Source organism: Rhodothermaceae bacterium, assembly GCA_009838195.1.
GTDB lineage: Bacteria > Bacteroidota > Rhodothermia > Rhodothermales > Bin80 > Bin80.
Genome location: VXSC01000044.1, coordinates 141,629 through 159,760, shown reverse-complemented (window position 1 = coordinate 159,760; position 18,132 = coordinate 141,629). Strand labels below are relative to the sequence as shown.

8 protein-coding genes are annotated in these 18,132 nt (G+C 51.4%); 1 reads left to right on the top strand and 7 read right to left on the bottom strand.

The annotated features are described in order from the left end of the window. Positions 1–71: 71 nt before the first annotated feature. Positions 72–1,748, bottom strand: coding sequence for a RagB/SusD family nutrient uptake outer membrane protein (locus tag F4Y64_10380; GenBank protein ID MXX98005.1), 1,677 nt, complete (start codon positions 1,746–1,748; stop codon positions 72–74). 28 nt (positions 1,749–1,776) lie between these two features. After that, complete coding sequence (locus F4Y64_10375; GenBank protein MXX98004.1) at positions 1,777–4,893, bottom strand: SusC/RagA family TonB-linked outer membrane protein; 3,117 nt, start codon at positions 4,891–4,893, stop codon at positions 1,777–1,779. Positions 4,894–5,291: 398 nt separating this feature from the next. Between F4Y64_10375 and F4Y64_10370 the strand changes: the two genes are divergently transcribed. Continuing rightward, on the top strand, positions 5,292–7,739 hold the full coding sequence (locus tag F4Y64_10370) for a S9 family peptidase (protein MXX98003.1): 2,448 nt from the start codon (positions 5,292–5,294) through the stop codon (positions 7,737–7,739). Positions 7,740–7,841: 102 nt separating this feature from the next. On the opposite strand, the gene F4Y64_10365 is transcribed toward F4Y64_10370, so the two are convergent. The 5 genes from F4Y64_10365 to F4Y64_10345 form a co-directional block, all read right to left on the bottom strand. After that, positions 7,842–11,159, bottom strand: a complete 3,318-nt coding sequence (locus F4Y64_10365) for a VCBS repeat-containing protein (GenBank protein ID MXX98002.1) — start codon at positions 11,157–11,159, stop codon at positions 7,842–7,844. Then, entirely contained in the window at positions 11,092–14,406 is a 3,315-nt protein-coding gene (locus F4Y64_10360) for a VCBS repeat-containing protein (protein MXX98001.1), read from the bottom strand. The genes F4Y64_10365 and F4Y64_10360 overlap by 68 nt, the downstream gene beginning before the upstream one ends. Continuing rightward, entirely contained in the window at positions 14,399–14,980 is a 582-nt protein-coding gene (locus F4Y64_10355; GenBank protein MXX98000.1) for a hypothetical protein, read from the bottom strand. The genes F4Y64_10360 and F4Y64_10355 overlap by 8 nt, the downstream gene beginning before the upstream one ends. After that, positions 14,977–16,878 carry a CRTAC1 family protein gene (locus tag F4Y64_10350; GenBank protein ID MXX97999.1) on the bottom strand — a complete coding sequence of 634 codons (1,902 nt, stop codon included), beginning with the start codon at positions 16,876–16,878 and terminating at the stop codon, positions 14,977–14,979. The genes F4Y64_10355 and F4Y64_10350 overlap by 4 nt, the downstream gene beginning before the upstream one ends. A 130-nt stretch (positions 16,879–17,008) precedes the next feature. Beyond that, complete coding sequence (locus tag F4Y64_10345; GenBank protein MXX97998.1) at positions 17,009–17,989, bottom strand: aldo/keto reductase; 981 nt, start codon at positions 17,987–17,989, stop codon at positions 17,009–17,011. Positions 17,990–18,132 lie beyond the last annotated feature (143 nt).

Genomic DNA, 18,132 nt, shown 5'->3' with positions numbered 1-18,132 from the left:
TTTACGAAATACATAGCGCCCCGTAGCCTTATCTGACGGCCGTCCTACTATACCAAGGGAATTCGCAAAATCTAGTAACCGGGGTTCTGGACTAGATTCGGATTAGCCTGTAATTGGTTTTCGGGAATCGGTGCCACGTTACGAAATGCATCGGAGAGTCCCTTGTATCTCCAAGGATCGTTATAACGCGTTTCACCACCTTCTGCCCCAGCGAATCGAATCTGGTCCTGTCGCCGAGTCTGTTCAAAGAACAATTCCCGTCCACGCTCAGCCAACAGACGATCAGCAGTGAGATTGTCAAATGGATCAACCCCAGAGCGCATACGAACCTGATTGACCAGAGCTAATGCCTCGGCACTGGCAGAATTTTGCCTCCATAGAGCTTCGGCTTTGAGAAGCAGGACATCAGCGTACCGAAAGATCACAAAGTCATTGCTCCCACTTGCGCCGATTCCATTCTCGAACTCGTATTTACCAATCCGGGCACCGCACTGGCGACAGGTAAGCCCCCGAAATTCGTCATCATCAAACTCAGTGATCATAGGTACGAAGGAGAGCGGTTCCCCATTCTTGTCAAAATCACTGAACACACCAGAATCCAACACGCGATCACCACCAGCTGTATACTGGGGGCCAACCAGGAAATTGCCGAGACGATCATCCATCGTTCCCATAACGCGTTCCACGCCGGCATCATCACTAGTAGGCATGACTCCCCAAACTTCACCTTGGGGGCCTGGGTTTTGATCGGGATTGATGACGGATTCATAGATCTTTTGCGTCGCACTCCAACCATTCCATGGCTGATTCTGGAAGTTGTAGGTGTTCTGACTTCCATAATGCAGGGTCATTTGATGGATATTGAGCCCGCCCCGGAATACTTTGTCGTAGGGAACAACGAAAATATTTTCAGGTGATCCATCATTCTGAACCGCAAAATTGGAATGGTAATCTACTGCCAAACTATAGACTCCAGAATTAATGATCCCATTCAGGTGGGTCAGCGCATCATTCCATCTAGGTACTCCCGTATAGACTTCGGCATTCATGTACAACTTTGCCAAGGTCATCTGCGCCACGTATGCATTCATGCGACCGTAAGTGCCCCGTGCGTCTGAGCTCAGGTTGGGTAGGTTATCCAGGAGTTCCCTCTCCACGAATTCAAAAACCATACGCCGGCCTTCTGCAAAACTCGAAGATGGTTGAGACGGCTGTTCTTCTGCGTCAATGAAGCTGGTAACGATCGGTACATTACCAAAGGCGTCAAGAAGCCAAAAGTAGTAGAACGCCCGAAGCGCCTTTAGCTCAGATACGAACGGGACGACAAGGTCAGCGTTCGCGGTTCCTTCATCCAAAGCACTCTCAAACTGAAAAATGAGACGGTTGGCGTTATTAACACCGCCAAAGTATCCATTCCAGAATCCCTCAAATGTACCTTCGTTGGGTAACCATGCATGGGTATGGAGCCGGACCCAGAAGCCGCCATCGGACCAGTCCTGTCCTCGAGTTGGGACGATTAACTCATCGGTTGTGACTTCATTGAGCTGTCCAGGAGATCCACTTCCTCCAACCGATCCCAGGTTGCTGTACGCATCGCCCATCGCTGAGATGAACTGCTGGTCATTCTGGAAAAAGTCGGAGGGCTGAACTTGACTGTCAACAGTTTCCCCGAGGTCCGTACAGGCTGGAGCAAATAGCAACATGCCCAATGCAAGGACCAACGAGTGACGTGTAAATGTCTTTTTCATTTTAACTCTGTTCATTTGTTGGTCTTGGTTACAAGTTGATGTTCACGCCAAAGCTGACGGAGCGCGTAGTGAAATACTCAAGACGCCGTTCAATTCCTGGCCCCAATGGACCAACGGTGGCACCCTGACCTGACTGTCCTTGATTCCTGTCCACATACCGTACCTGAGGATTCAGGCCGGAATAGCCGGTGATCGTAAACAGGTTGTTCCCGGACAGATAGATCCGCACTCGCCGGATGGGGGAGTTACCAAGCACAGAAGCAGGAAGAGTATATCCAATCGAGGCGTTGCTCAGACGAATATAGTCCCCGTTCTCAACATGGTAACTGGACCAGCGTGGATCATCGTTAAGATTAGCCAAATCGAAAGCATCCTGCAAGACGTTGTAAGATGAAATCTGCTTTGGTACTGAGTAGAATGTGCTGAACATATTCGCGATTTGATGGCCAAATACTCCTTCCAAGAAGAAGCTCGCATCAAAATCTCCGTAGGACATCCGGTTTGACCAACCCAGTTGGAAATCAGGAAGGCCATTTCCGAGAATTTGTTCGTCCCCATCAGCTCCAAAAGCCAAGTCTTCATACTCTTTTTCCGAGCCGTCTGCGGCATGGAAGAGCCACCGGCCATTGTCACCAATTCTCGAGAAAACAGGGCCCCACAATTGTCCAATGGGCTCACCCTCCTTAATCCGAATCATCTGGACATTATTGAGTCCCGGAGCACCAGGCTCAGCGATGAACTGGACATCTTCCGTCAGGTACTCATCCAGCATTGTTTCTGAGTAGAAGGAAGCAATTATCCCTGAATTCCATGAGAAGCCAGAGGGAGAACTGGCTTGGAGTATATCATAGTCCACAGACAGCTCCAGACCTTGGGTTGACAATTCTCCAACATTGCTCCAGGTGGTTGGAAACAGGTTCGGAGGAACAGGAACGGCGATCTGGAAGAGCAAGTCACTGGTCGTCGACTGGTAGGCATCTATACGACCACTCAGACGATTGTCCAGAGCAACGAAGTCAAGCCCAATATTGATTTCGGTCTTTTCTTCCCATTTCAGATCTGGATTTGGGTTACTGACCGGACTGAAGCTTTGAATGTACTGACCATTCACAAAGAAACTCCCTGCAGGTCCCAGTCTGGAGAGGGAAAGGCCGCTGGTGGGAGCGTCCTGACCGGTCTTACCAATACTGGCCCGGAGGCGCAATTCGCTGAAGTAAGGGAGATCTACAAGGTTGGCCAACTCAACCCCAACCCCGGCGGACCAGAAAAGGCCCCATTTGTTGTCAACCCCAAAGCGGGAGGACCCTTCCCGGCGAATGCTGCCATTCAAGAAGAAGGTTCCGTCGTAGTTCACATTCGCACGGCCAAAGAAGGCGATCAGACGATTCGTATCCCGGAAGCTACCAACACTGGCTTCTCCCTGGTTGAAGTCCTGTGCGAAAGAGAAGTTGTTCACTTCAACGTTATCCGTAACAAAGTCACCTCCGCCAGCATCGAAGCCTTCACTGATGAAGTCATTGTAAGAGTAACCTGCAATAAGCTCAAGTGCAGCGTCGCTGGTCAAATCTCCGGCATAGTGAAGAGTTGTTTCAAAAAGCTCACTCTCCAAATCTGCATAGGACTGCGAAGCGAATCCAGGTCCAAGCGAAGCAGCAGTGGCACCACCACCAACTTTATGCCGCCGCGAGTAGAAATTTCTCGCGACCACATCGTTGTTCTGATAGGAATACTGCGCTGCGACCGAGAGACCGGGCAGGAGCACAGACAAATCGTATTCACCCCGGAATACACTGGTGAAAAGCTTGTTTTCACCCGTCCGGCTTCCTTCTTCAATGATTGCAACCGGATTGAAATAGTTAAACAGTGGCTGTTCAAAGAATCCACCAGTATTCTCAAATCCGTCTGCTGTGACCGGTGCGGTCGGGTTCATAACGCCGGAGAACTTGAAGGCATCTGCAAAACCGAAGTTTTGATCCCTCTTATTCGCTGACAGCTGGATGGTAATTTCCAACTTGCGATTCAGCGTCCACTGCGTGAAGTTTAGCCGTCCACCGATTTCCTGGAAGCCGGTATAGCGCTGAATTCCATTGCGGTCGCGGAAATTCCCGGAAACCCGGTAAATTGAGTTTTCACTTCCACCACTGAGCGCAAGGGTGTGAACCATGTTTGAGCCTTGCTGGGTGACTTCCTCAAACCAGTCCGTATTATGGCCATGATCTGGGGCGGCAAAACCACTTTCCTGGGACAGCCGACGGAAATCATCACCCGAAAGGACATCCAGGCGATTTTCAATTCCTTCAAAGGTGTAGTAGGCGTTGTAGTCAACAGATACCCCCTCGCGGGCCTCACCAGTTTTGGTAGTGATAAGGATCACACCAGCGGATCCCCGAGTCCCATAAATGGCAGAGGCCGAGGCATCCTTAAGAACATCGATGGACTCAATGTCTGTAGGGTCAATGCTGTCGATGCTACCACCAACAACACCGTCCACGACAACCAGAGGAGACTGGTTTGCCCCAAAGGAAGAAATTCCTCGGAGCCGGACATCTGGGAGGTCATTCGGGTTCCCATTGCGGGTGGTGATCTGAAGCCCGGCAACCTTGCCTTGGATCATTTCCTCGACAGAATTCACGTTGCCAGTTAAAAAATCATCTTCTCCAAGGTTAGAAACGGAACCTGTAATGGTTCGACGTTCCTGGGATCCATAACCTGTTACGACAAGTTCTTCGCCGATTTCGAATACCGTCTCGACCAAGTCTACGTCAATAGTTGACCGGCCATCAATTCCGACTTCCTGCGTGTCAAATCCGATAAAGGAAAAGACCAAGGTGTCCTGAAGCGAAGCCACAGTGAGACTGTAAGCTCCATTGATGTCGGAAGTGGTCCCCTCAAAGGTCCCCTTAATAATGATGTTTACACCAGGCAGAGGTTCAGCTGACGAGGCGTCACGCACCGTACCTTGAACCTGGCTTTGGGCGAAAGCGCTTCCCGCCGAAAAAGCTACGAGCGGGATCAGCGCGTATAGAAGTAATTTTATCTTCATGTTGTAAGATGAAATATGATTGAAAAAAGGCCGAATAGGCAAGTGCAGCCTCACGTGCAAGGTAAGATACGATATTTTTTTGATATTTCGGTTGAAATGCATCGGTCATGAATGTGAATTATTTGTTAAGATTGAATGATTTTTCAGGAAAATATTTTGTTTTGGAGGGACTGAATAGGTGATTTGATGGTGCCCTGATTGATGTATGTACAACAGGATGTATGTCCTTCACGTCGATTCGGAAACGATTCGGCAGCCCAATCCGAGTCCCGTGATAGTGAGCCAGTACAAGAAGCCAGATAGGGAATCTTCCAGAGTCGAAAGAACTGTATTGTTAAGGGGCGGCAGGATATACGCCTGACTCAAAGCGTCATCTGAAATCTGTGCCGTAAGCCATAAAAGGTTGTGGAGAATATTCTTTCAGGTTTCGGAACAATAAAGGATTCGGATAGGTTGTTGGTTCGGTCGTATTTTCGGTAAAATCAAGTTCAGGCCAGATCATGAAATATCCACCTATCCTCCTATGTATACTGTTTATGGTTACTCTTAGTGTGCGCTCCGCGGAGGCACAACTGGACTATCAAGCCCCGCCCGCACCGCTAGATCGGTTACTTGATGCCCCCGTCACCCCATCGGTCCGGTTGAGCCCCGATGGTATGCTCATAGCCTTGCTACACAGGCCGGGGCTTCCCTCGATTGCAGACGTTGCTGCGCCAGAGATGCGCCTTGCCGGGATGCGGATCAATCCGAGGATTCATGGTCCAAGCCGGAGCACCGCTTATTCAGGAATCAGCTTCAAGTCATTTGACGCAAGTCCGGCACGTCCCGTAACGGGGATTCCGGAATCTGGTGGAGTTCGAAATGTATCATGGGCACCGGATGGGACACATTTAGCATTTACCGTGGACATGGTTGACCGGATAGATTTGTATGTCGCTGAAGTATCCACTGGGATCGCTCATAAATTAGCAGACGTTGCGGTTAACGATGTGACCTATGGCAGCCTGAACTGGCATCCGGACTCACAGTCCCTGCTGGTCCGTGCTATTCCAGAGGATCAGGCAGACATGCCGACCCAGCCGCTAGCTCCAGAAGGTCCGGTGGTGCAGGAGAACCTGGGAGAAGAGGCACCAGCACGGACGTACCAGGATTTACTCTCGAATCCGCATGACGAAGATCTTTTTGCATGGTTCATGACATCTCAGATCTTGCATATCACACTTGAGGGCACGGTTACTCCGCTAGGGCCAGTGGGATTAGCCCTGACCCCGGAACCGTCTCCAGATGGGCAATATATTCTGATTCGCGAAATGCATCGCCCATTTTCCTATCTGGTCCCGGCAAGTCGTTTTCCGCACAGTTATACGATCTATGACACACAGGGACAGCCTGTCAAAGAAGTAGCACGGTTGCCTCTGGCAGATAATGTACCGGTTGCATTTGGGTCCACCACCAAAGGGCCCCGCAGTATGGCTTGGAGAGCAGATGTGCCCGCTACGCTTGTTTGGGTTGAAGCATTAGATGGGGGCGATGCAGGAGTAGATGCAATGCTAAGAGACGAAGTTTTTTTACTGGATGCACCCTTTGAATCCGATCCCGTGTCCCTGGTAAAGTTGCAACTCCGGTACGGTGGAATCCTGTGGGGCAATGAATCACTGGCTCTGGTTATGGAAACATGGTGGTCTACCCGGCAACAAAAGACATCTCTGTTGAATCCTTCAAATCCTGGGGAGATCACCAAGGTGGTGTTTGATCGCTCCACGGAAGATCGTTATAGTAACCCGGGGACCTTTCAGAGGATACGCACAGCACAGGGGACGTCCGTGCTTCGGATGGATGGGAATCAACTCCTGCTTATCGGTACCGGAGCATCGGAGGATGGGGACCACCCGTTTTTGCGAAAGCTGAATTTGGGCACGGGCGAAACCGTTACGCTCTTCCGAAGCGAGGCGCCATACTATGAACGTCCTGTTTCAATTATTGATGACTCCCGCATTCTGACTGTTCGGGAGTCGGTTGACGATCCGCCGAATTACTTTGTACGTGATCTGGAAGAGGGTTCTCTGGCGGCCGTGACAAACTTTGAACATCCTTATCCAGAGCTGGCTGCTATGACAAAAGAGGAACTCAATTATACGCGTGCAGATGGAGTCCCCTTGAAGGCAACACTGTATCTCCCACCGGGTTATGATAGTGAGCAGGATGGTCCGCTTCCAACACTTATCTGGGCTTATCCGCGTGAATTCAAAAATGCTGCCTTCGCTGGTCAGCGAAGCGGCAGTCCATTTCGATTCAAGTACATGAGCTATTCAGGGGCGATCCCCTACGTAACTCAAGGATATGCTGTACTTGATGGCACCTCTATGCCCGTGATTGGGGAGGGGGAAGAGGAGCCTAACGACACATTTAGGGAACAGCTGGTAGCCAATGCACAGGCGGCGATTGATGCTGGCGTAACACGGGGAGTTGTAGATCCCAATCGTGTGGCAATTGCGGGACACTCCTACGGTGCATTTATGACCGCAAACCTCTTGGCCCATTCCGATCTCTTCCGGGCTGGAATTGCGAGAAGCGGCGCTTATAACCGTACACTGACCCCCTTTGGATTTCAGCGGGAAGAGCGTCTGTTCTGGGAGTCACCAGAGACGTACTATACGATGTCACCGTTCATGCATGCGGATAAGGTGAATGAGCCAATTTTGCTCATTCATGGTGAAGCAGATAATAATTCAGGAACGTTTCCACTTCAGAGCCACCGCTTTTATGGAGCATTAAAGGGACTTGGTAAGACTGCACGCCTAGTCATGCTTCCCCATGAAAGCCACGGATATCGTGCGCGGGAATCTGTTGGGCATGTGCTTTGGGAAACGACGCGCTGGTTAGACGCTTACGTAAAGAATGCGGGGGGTTCTGAGAACGTGACTGCGCCTCCAACACCGAATCTGTAGGATCACATGGTTTGGTCATTGAAGCACTAAAATCGCCGTCCCTTAGTGGCAGAATAAATTATGCCTAGGGAGTACTTCTTTGTGAGTCGAGGGAGATAGAAGTTATCGGGTAAGTGGGGCGTTGAGTTTGAAGATAATTGGTGTGTCATCTGATCGGGCAACTATGATCTGGTTGGAGTCGCCCTTGACGAGGCGGATGTTTCTAGCCTCTCCTGGAACATGGAATCCACTGTCATGCATGATGTGCATATTGCCCGTTTCCGTAAAATTCAATAGCAGGCCCCAGCTCGCATTCGAGGCGCCAAACGCATCCGAGGTTGCAGACAGATTCCCCGCCAAAAATAATCCTGTACCCAGTTCCATCCTGGCGGCTTCCAGGGACATCACGGGGGCCCATTGGACTTCATGGGGCATTACTTCCGCGGTGAAGTGTTCCGCGGCACGATTCCAGTAGACGGTAGAATGGAGGGTTTGGACGATCTGGTCTGGTTGAATATCCTCACCGAATAAATCAGTAATCGATAGGTCCTTGTAAGCATTATAGGTGGGTATTTTCGCTGAGAGCGCTGGTAAATGCTGCAGTAGCGCGTCGCGGGATGCCCATGCATACCACTCTTCATGCTCCCACTGAGCAATCACCGGGTCAATCTTCCCATTTTGGTCAAAATCATCAGCAAAGAGTGCAATGGGTACGTCAAGTACTGTATTCAGGCCAAGATTCCCCGCCACTAGGTCGTTGAATCCATCCCCATTCAAGTCCAGTACAGCCAGGCTTTGCCACAGGCCGGTGGAATTTGAGAGGCCCAGAGAGTCGGTTCGGTGAATCAGTTCGGTCCCGCGATTCTCAAAAATGGTGACAGGCATCCACTCTCCAACGAGTACAAGGTCGGGCAGTGAATCTCCCACCAGGTCAGCCCAAGCCGCTCCGGTTACATGTCCGACGTGTTGGAGGACGGCGGAATAACTTTCCGTGACATCGCGAAAATGTCCGGTCCCGTCGTTTAAAAGCAAACTGCTTTTTCCTGCTTCGGCATAACTATCAGGGGGAGTATCGCTCCCCACAAAGAGATCTAGGTCTCCATCAAGATCAATATCCGCTGCTGCCACAGCGGTCCCGTTGGAGTACAGCACCGGCAGCCTGGTGGAATCAGCATAAAAATCTCCGCTCCCCGAATTGATATACAGTTGATCCTGATGCAGTTCGGCAGGGCCAGTCCATCCGCCGTTTACGACATACAAATCCAGATCTTTGTCTCCATCCGCATCAAAGAAGAGTGCAGCATTGGCTTCGCTAGATTGACCCGAATTCGGAAACGGTGTATTCTTGAAGGTCCCGTCTGGAAGCTGTAGATAAAGAACATCTGGCTGGCCGCGCGCACCGCCTAAATAGATATCTTCAAGCTGGTCCCCGTTGACATCTGCAACTGCCAGTGCAGCACCTCGTGTACTGCGCCCATAGGGCAGTAGCGGAAGAATTTCAAAATCCCATACCTCATCTTCGGTGTGCGTGAAGGCAATTCCATGATTTGTTACCAGTTCTATCAGGGGGATCGGGTCCTCCGCCTTTTCTGTAGGAGGTATTCGGCCATCGGTTTCATCCAGAACCAGGCGGGTCCCGGCAGAGACGTGGTCTCTGTGCGAGCGAAGGCCGGAAGGCCAGATCACAACAACAGAGTCTGCGATCAATGCGTCACCAATTCCAAAACTCAGTATGTGGTCTACGGAGGACTGGAATCCGCGGGAAGGGAATTGCTCCTGCATCATCGGGATGCCGGATGCCCATACGCTGATCTTGGCACCGATGGCAGATGTGTTGCGCCCGGTACCGCGAAGAATGACGGAGATGTGATTATTCGTGGATTCATTGCGGTAGATCAGGGCGGGGTGATTCAATGCATTGACAATTAGGTCCAAGTCTCCATCCAGATCTAGGTCACCGTACGCGGCACCATTGCCAATGACAGGATCCGCGATCCCCCAGGTGGTACTGACATCCTCAAATTGGAGATTGCGTCCTCCCTTGAAAGCATAATTGGATACGGTCGCCGCGGGCATTTTCAGTGCAATCTCGGCTTCCTGGGCAGGGGATCCTTCATGCAGGATGCGCTGAATGTCCGGTGCAGCAACATACTCGATATAGTCCATATCGTTGGGCCTGCCAGGAATCCCATTCGTAATGTACAAGTCCTTCCAGCCATCCCCATCAAAGTCTCCCGCCAGAGGAGCCCATGACCAGTCGGTTGCGGTAATCCCGGCGAAGGATGCAATCTCGCTAAAGAAGGGCGTCCCTTCGGGAGCGACTCCCCGATGCAGTTGCAGCGTGTTCCTTGCAACCTGCGGGCCATAACCAAAATCTGCCAGAATTCGCATCCGTGCATCCGCATTTGCATTGCCAGCGGTACGCTGAGTTGCCAGGTCTGGGGGTAGCATATCCAGTGCAACAATGTCCGGCAGGCCATCATTGTTCAGATCAGCAATATCAACTCCCATGGTTGAGCGACTGGTCTGTCCCGTGGTCTTCCAGAGCGATTCCGTGAATGTCCCCAGTCCGGTATTTAGATATAAGTAGTCATCTTCATGAAAATCATTGCCGATATATAGATCTGGCCAACCATCCTGGTTCAGGTCGCTGGTCGCAATCCCCAGACCATATCCCAATGCACTGCTGTAGATACCGGCCTCCGCTGCAATGCTTACAAAGTATCCATCATCCTGGCGATAAAATTTATCCCCCACTCTCGGTGCATCAATCATTCTCCTCCAGGAATGGACATAGGACTCCCGTGAGTGAAGTGCGTGATTGAGCAGATATAGATCTAGGTCTCCATCCAAGTCATAGTCCAGCCAGGCTGTATGCGTGGAGAGGCCTTCAAAGTCCAGCCCATAGCGCTGGCTCTCTTCCTTGAAGGTTCCGTCCTGTTGGTTGATATAGAGTTGATTATGTCCGGCTTTGATTAGATGATTGACTCTGCAGACATAAATATCCAGCCAGCCGTCCCCGTTCACATCCGCCATACTGACACCGGTGGACCAGGTATTTTCCTCGGAAAGGATGCCTGCAGCGGTAGTCACATCGTCAAACCGGAAACTTCCCCGATTCAGGTAGAGACGGTCAGGGACTTGATTGCCGGTCAGAAACAGGTCGGGCAGGCGGTCATTGTTGATATCTCCGATGGCGACTCCACCCCCATCGTAGAAATACAGGTAATCAATAATATTGAAATCATCTTCTGGCACCAGTGTGTTCTCGAAATCTACACCGGTTCGGGCCTTGTCCAGAAGGGTGAACAATCTGTCCTCAGATTTCGGTTCACCCCTGCAGCCCAGAAGGAGGACCAGAAGCAGGACGAGGCTAATCCGCATATGCAAAGATACTGAGTGCGTCGTTGTTGCGGGCAACAATGACATGGGTACGACCATTGATCTCAATCGTTAGGATTTGCCGTACCTGTCCCTCAACAAAAAAGCCGGACGCGTGCCAGGTTAGCGGTTCCATGGAGGGAGTCATGAACGCAGTACCGTAGCTGGCATCATACCTTCCTGCCTCCGGCTTCACCTCGTGCAGATTGCCTCCGGCCAGAATCAGATGCCCATTTGCCGTAGGAAGGTCAGCCATGCCATATACAGGAGAGAGTTGCATTTCCTGTGGTGCCGGGTTGACGGTAAAGTTTCCGGTTCCGTCATTGATTCCGATCATGCTACGGAGTTCATTCACGCGCAGGTGTATTGCCCGGCTCAGCTCCTCTTGCGAAAAGATGTCCTGGATCGTAGCTTCAGCGTACGATGCATAAGTTGGGAAAGTCCGGACCAGATGGGGGATTTGTGCAACTAGGTCATGGCGTAAATGCCAGGGTAGTTGCAGCCCATCTACAGTTCTGGCAAAAACTTGCTCTATGCTCCCATTACGATCAAAATCGGCGATCCACATGTCTACAGGAGGTTTGAACCGTGAGTTGAGGCCATGATTGCCCACAATAAAGTCCAGATCTCCATCCTCATCCAGATCCAGGATCAGGATCGATTGCCACCATCCAGCGGAATTTTCCAGCCCCGCAGTTGCTGGCACAAAGGCCCCCTGATCGTTTCTCAATAAAGTCAACGGCATCCATTCTCCACTGAGGAGTAGGTCTGGGCGGCCGTCTCCGTCAAAATCTGCACAGGCAGCATCGGTGATGAGTCCAATGGACTCAAGGTTGGGCGCAAAGCGGGAGGTGGCATCGGTGAAGGTTCCGGTTCCGTCGTTACTTAGCAGTTGGCTACGAACGGGAACCCCGTACGCGAACGGTTGCAATCGACCGCCAAGGAAGAGATCCAGGTCCCCGTCCACATCAAAATCCAGGGCGCAGACCGTTGAAGTGGGAGAAAATCCGCGTGGACTGAGTCCGATCAATGACTCGCCGCGGGAGAGGGATCCTGTGCCATCGTTGAGATATAGCCGGTCTACCAGTGCTGAGCTGCTGCTGGGCAGTTCGCTACTGCCACTTGCCACAAACAAATCCTGATCGCCATCTGCGTCTACATCTAGCCACTCGCAATCCACATCTTCCGAGGTGGCATCCTCCTCCAGTACGGATTGAGGAATCTGTTCAAAGGATCCGTGATTCGTTTGTACGAATACGGCTCCGGCTTGACCACGTGCTCCACCGAAATACAGGTCCTGTTGTCCGTCTCCATTGAAGTCTCCCTTACACATGGCAGGCCCTTCGGTCGAGCGCATATGAAAAAGCAGGGGTTGTTGATCAAAATCGCTGAACACGTTTTCCCGGTGACGCCACCCCAATCCAATTGAATCTGCGTCAACAGGGATCAGGAGTGGATCCTGCCTTGATAGCTGCGCAGGAAGGGGAGCAGGGGTTGATTCAGAAGAGGCCGAAGGCTCTTGAAACTCAAGGCGCTGACTTGTGCGGACATTTTCGCGGAGAGTCACAGCACCACTGGGCCAGTGGATGACTAGGGAGTCTATCGTCTTTGTGTCGGGGCCAAGTCCGAGGTGTAGAACCGGGTCCACACTACTTTGGAATCCCCTGACAGGCTGTTGCTCAGTATACCAGAGCTTAGAGTCTTGCCAGGCGCTGATCTGCGCACCCACGGCCTGGGTGTTGGGAGGCTTGCCTTCAAGCACAATCTGGAGCCACTCATGGTTGGGGAACTGATCGGTGGCCCAGTTACGAAACAGCATTGGTGCTCCCCCAATATTGTTGATCAAAAGGTCCAGGTCTCCATCCAAATCCAAGTCCGCATAGGCGCTGCCATTCGAAAAACCGGGTACTGAAAGCCCCCAAGCTTCGGTAAGATCCTCAAAGGGCTGCGCTGGGTTCCCAACGAACATGTGGTTCGGGATGGGTTGGGTTGGAATCATTTCGATCAGGGTTTTCCAATCCACATAGTTTTCGCTGGTTAGCATGTTTCGGGTGTCTTCATCCCGGATCTCTTCCAGATAGTCTGCATTGGTCAGATCACGATAGATCCCATTTGCCACGAATATATCCCGTGTTCCGTCGTGGTCATAGTCGGCGATCAGCGCTCCCCAGCTCCAATCACTCGCGTGTAGGCGAAGCATCCTCCCGACCTCGGCGAAACGTACCGTGGAGTTCAGGTCATTGCCCCGGTTCATCTGCAGCGTATTGCGGGTGAATTGATGGTAGTAGTCGTCACGTACGTAGGCCTTGTAACGTTCCCAGCTATCAAATGCAGATACTGTCTTGAGGCGGTAGTCTGTTGCCGGGAGCATGTCTGTGACAAAAATATCTAGATAGCCATCTCCATTGAGATCCGCCATATCGGCTCCCATTGCAGCTGCACTCACGCTTTTGATGCTCTTTTGAAGTGATTCGGAGAAGGTCCCATCCTGATTGTTGATGTAGAGATAATCGTATTCGAAAAAATCATTCGAGATATAGAGATCAGGCCATCCGTCACGGTTCAAATCACCGACAGAGGCACCAAGGCCAAAGCCAATCTCGCTGCGATAGATCCCGGAGCTTACAGTGACATCTGTAAAATGTGCATCGGGAGCTTCGTTACGAAACAGCTTATCGCCCCCAGCCATATGCGGCACATGGCGTGTATTGACTTCGAGGTTGAAGTCCATGATGCTCCGAAACGAGTTATTGACCAGAAACATGTCCACATCGCCGTCACGATCATAGTCCAAAAAGGTAGCATGTGTGGATAATCCGGCATCATCCAGTCCGTACGTGTGCCCGAGTTCCTGGAAGGTTCCATCTCCCTGGTTGATATATAATTCGTTGCGCCGGTCGTCTCCAGATACGATTCCCGAGTTGCAGACGTAGAGATCCAGGAGTCCATCTCCATTGATATCGGCCATGCTGACCCCGGTGCTCCAGGCACGCGTTCCCATGATGCCAGCTTCTTCGGATATATCCTGAAACTGAAAATTTCCCTTATTCAGATAGAGGCGGTTCGGGGTCTGATTGCCCGTCAGAAACACGTCGGGGAGCCCATCATTGTTGATGTCGCCAATAGCCACGCCACCTCCATTATAAAAATTGCGGTACCGGTATACGTTGAATTCGTCTTCATATCGGAGAGCGTTCTCAAAATTAATCCCCGCTTCTTTTACATCAATCTGCTCAAAGAGCGGTCCCTTCTCTGCAGTACATGCCCCCAGAAAAACAGCCAACAGGACGGACACCGTTCTATTCATTGTCTTCGGGAGGAAGGGCTCGCAGATCGGTGATGTTTACCAGTACTTCGCTGTCAGAATTGCGCTGAATCGTAATCTGTCGGTTCGCATCAATCTTGACAAACTCATTCGTGGGGCCAATCAATGGCAGGGAAACCTGCCGAGTCAAAAATCTTTCTCCATACCATGCTTCCATGAGGTCCCGGACATCAATAATCAGACTGTCAGACCAGAGATGTCGATTCCAGGGTGCCCAGGCATCATACGAGATGCTGATACGCATCTGAACGACTTGATCATCTTTGAAGTCAGGATAATACAGCATGGTTGCCTCGTAGGGCATCTGATCCGTGAGGTCATACTGGACATTCATGTTATTGGGACCATGGGTGACAAGTCCTTGCCGATTCAATGCCCAGCTTGAGTCATAGAATGCTTGACGAGACATTCCGAGTTCATAATTAAAAAAGAGTGTTTGAATCGTATCAGGGCGGGCGGTCTCGCGAGCTAACATTACTTCATACTCCGAGGGCCGTTCACAGGCTGCGGTGATGAAGGTCAAAAGGCACAATAACGAAAGGTGTAATCTGCTCATTGAGATTCCAAAACGATCAGGCGGCGGTTACTCTCGATATCGGTGATGAGTTGTCGTTTGCCGTGTGGCCATTGGACAATGACCGAGTCTAACCCTCCGGGGAAGCCAAAGTGCAATACCGGGTCGACGCTGGACTGAAATCCACGTTGCAGGTATTGTTCGGTATACCACTGGCGCCCAGTTGCCCACACGCTCACCTGTGCACCGACTCCAACGGTGTTGGGTGCTTTTCCTTGGAGATCGATTTGCAGTCGGCCCCGCTCGGGAAAGAGTTCTGTCGCATGGTTACGGTAGATAAATGCTGGCATATTCACATTATTGATGACTAGGTCCAGATCCCCATCATTATCAAGGTCCCCGTAGGCTGCCCCGTTTGAAAAGCCGGGAGTCGCGAGCCCCCATTGTTGGCTTACATCTTCAAAGAGGAGGTCTGAACTACCGGCAAACATATGGTTTGAGAGGGCGTGCGAGGGTACCTGCTCGAGAAGCTTTAGGATCGGTTGTTCATGGGCAAGAAAGAGGCTTCGAAGTGAATCAGCATTTGAGGCGCGGGAAATGAAGTCCTGGTCCAAAAGATCCTTGAAGATGCCATTCGGAACAAAAATATCACGGTGGCCATCCAGATCAAAATCTGCAATCAATCCTCCCCAGCTCCAGTCGGTACTTTCCAGTCCTGCAATGCGGGAAACCTCGCTGAATCGTATTTGTCCGTCGGGCAACGGGCCCAGGTTCAGCTGCAGGGTATTTCTTGTTGCTTGGTGGTGGTACCCGTCGGCCACGCTTCGTTGATACTCTGGCCAAGATGGAAACGCAATGCGAGACTGATAGCGCCAAGGTAGGTCAGGGAGCATATCCGAGATAAAGATATCTGGCCATCCATCCCCATTATAGTCCGCGATGTCTCCCCCCATAGAGCTGAGGCTCATGGTATGGGTTGCACTAGTTCCCGCATCGATGAATGTCCCATTCTGGTTCAGGTAGAGATAATCGCGCTCGAAGAAATCGTTGGAGACATAGAGATCGGTCCATCCGTCTCTGTTAAGATCTGCGGCGGACACGCCCAGTCCGAATCCGATCTTACTGCTGAAAATCCCTGCAGCTGTGGTTACGTCTGTGAATTGCCGATCATCGTTCCGCAAAAGACGATTGCCGCCGTCCGGATCAGGAAGCTGTCGAAGGTTTGGGGCGGGCTGTAGGTCATCCAGTGAGCGCACCGGATTACTTAGTATGTAGGCATCCAGATCCCGGTCTCCGTCGTAATCAAAAAAGGACGCGTGAATTCCAAGGGCCTGAAACGCGATCCCGTATTCATGGGCCATCTCCGCGAAGGTTCCGTCGTGTTGATTCACAAAAAGCTCGTTATGACGTTTGGGTCCCCCCGGCGGTCCAGATTTGCTGAGATAAAGATCCAACCAGCCATCTCCATTAATGTCTACCATACTGACCCCTGTGGTCCAGGCACCAGCTGAATGCAGTCCTGCTTCTTCCGTGACATCCTCAAAGCGGAAGTTACCGAGATTAACGTACAGTCGATTGGACACCTGATTACCAGTCAGAAAAACATCTGCCAGCCCGTCATGATTCAGATCGCCAATGGCAACGCCCCCTCCATTATAGAAATTGCGAAAGACATAGGTGTTGAGGGTTTCCGCGGGAGTTAGCATATTGGCAAATGTAATCCCGGTTTGTTCGGGGCTCATGAGTTCAAAGAGTGGGATATCCCGCGTGCACGCCCCAAAAAGCAGCCCCAATGACAGAATCAGCGGCAGTTTGGCAGCCAAAACGATGTGGAATACTCTGATGGAGATGCATGCAGAAGATTGCATGTCTCGCCGGGTGCGACAGATGGTAAATGACCATCGGGGGTAGATTGATGTGGAGCAGGAAGACCGTCTCATGGCGGATCAAGAGGTCCGTGCGGTCTCTGCATGATCGCATCGGCAAGATCGGGTACTGAAAACTGCCTGGAGTGGTGAATTTTCCAAGAAGAAGCAGGCCGTGGAGCTTCGATGGATTGTGAGAGCGATCCTATTCATGCCCAAGAATGCGGTGTGGCACATAAGGCGCTTCGAGCGTGGCAATCTCCTCGGCAGAGAGTTCCAGCGAGAGACTTCGAACAGTACTCTCCAGATGGGGAAGCTTCGAAACGCCAATGATCGGGGCAGTCACGCCCGGTTTGGACAACAGCCATGCCATGGCGATTTCTGCGGGAGGATCGCCACGCTTTTCGGCGAGGGTTCGCAAGGCGGAGATGACATCTGCATCCTCAGGAGTAGTATAGCGCTCGTGCATGAGCACGTCACTGTTTGCCCGAGGAGTAGAAAGGGGGTCTTGCAAGGATTCTGCGCGGGCCAGTAGGCCTCGGGCCAGCGGTGACCAGGGGAGAACCGCGAGCCCTTCTTCCTGACATAGGGGGATCATTTCCCGTTCCTCTTCACGGTACAGGAGGTTGTAGTGGTTTTGCATACTGACGAACCGGGTCCACCCATTGAGTTCTGCGGCACCCAGCATCCGAGCCAGTTGCCATGCATACATGCTGGAGGCTCCGATATAGCGCACCTTGCCCTGCTGAATCAGCATATCTAGCGCCTCCAGAGTCTCTTCAATAGGAGTATTCACATCGTAGCGGTGAATCTGGTAGAGGTCAATCGTTTCCACATCAAGTCTGCGCAAGCTGGCCTCGCATGACTGAATGATATTTTTTTTTGAGAGGCCGCCAGAATTCGGTGCATCCCGAAGCGGGAAAAAGACCTTAGAAGCCAGTACGATCTCATCCATGTTGGCGTAGCGCTTGAGTGCGCGGCCGGTGATTTCTTCGCTGACTCCATGGGAGTAAATATCAGCGGTATCAAAGAAATTGATACCAAGTTCAACCGCACGCCTGAACACTGGCTGAGATTCTTCTTCGTTCAATACCCAGGATTGCCAGGAACGGTCTCCGAATGACATGCATCCAAGTGCAAGCCGGGAAACCATCATGCCGCTATTGCCCAAACGTAGGTATTCCATGGTCCCTTGAAATTATGGATTTTTATCTTCTTGAGCGGGCAACTTGTCCTCGAACGAAATGGAATGGAAGAAGGTCAATCCCCTCAAATTGGGTTGGCCATTCGTAGAAGCAGCACTGGTTTTCAGAGTAATATCTTGCTCCT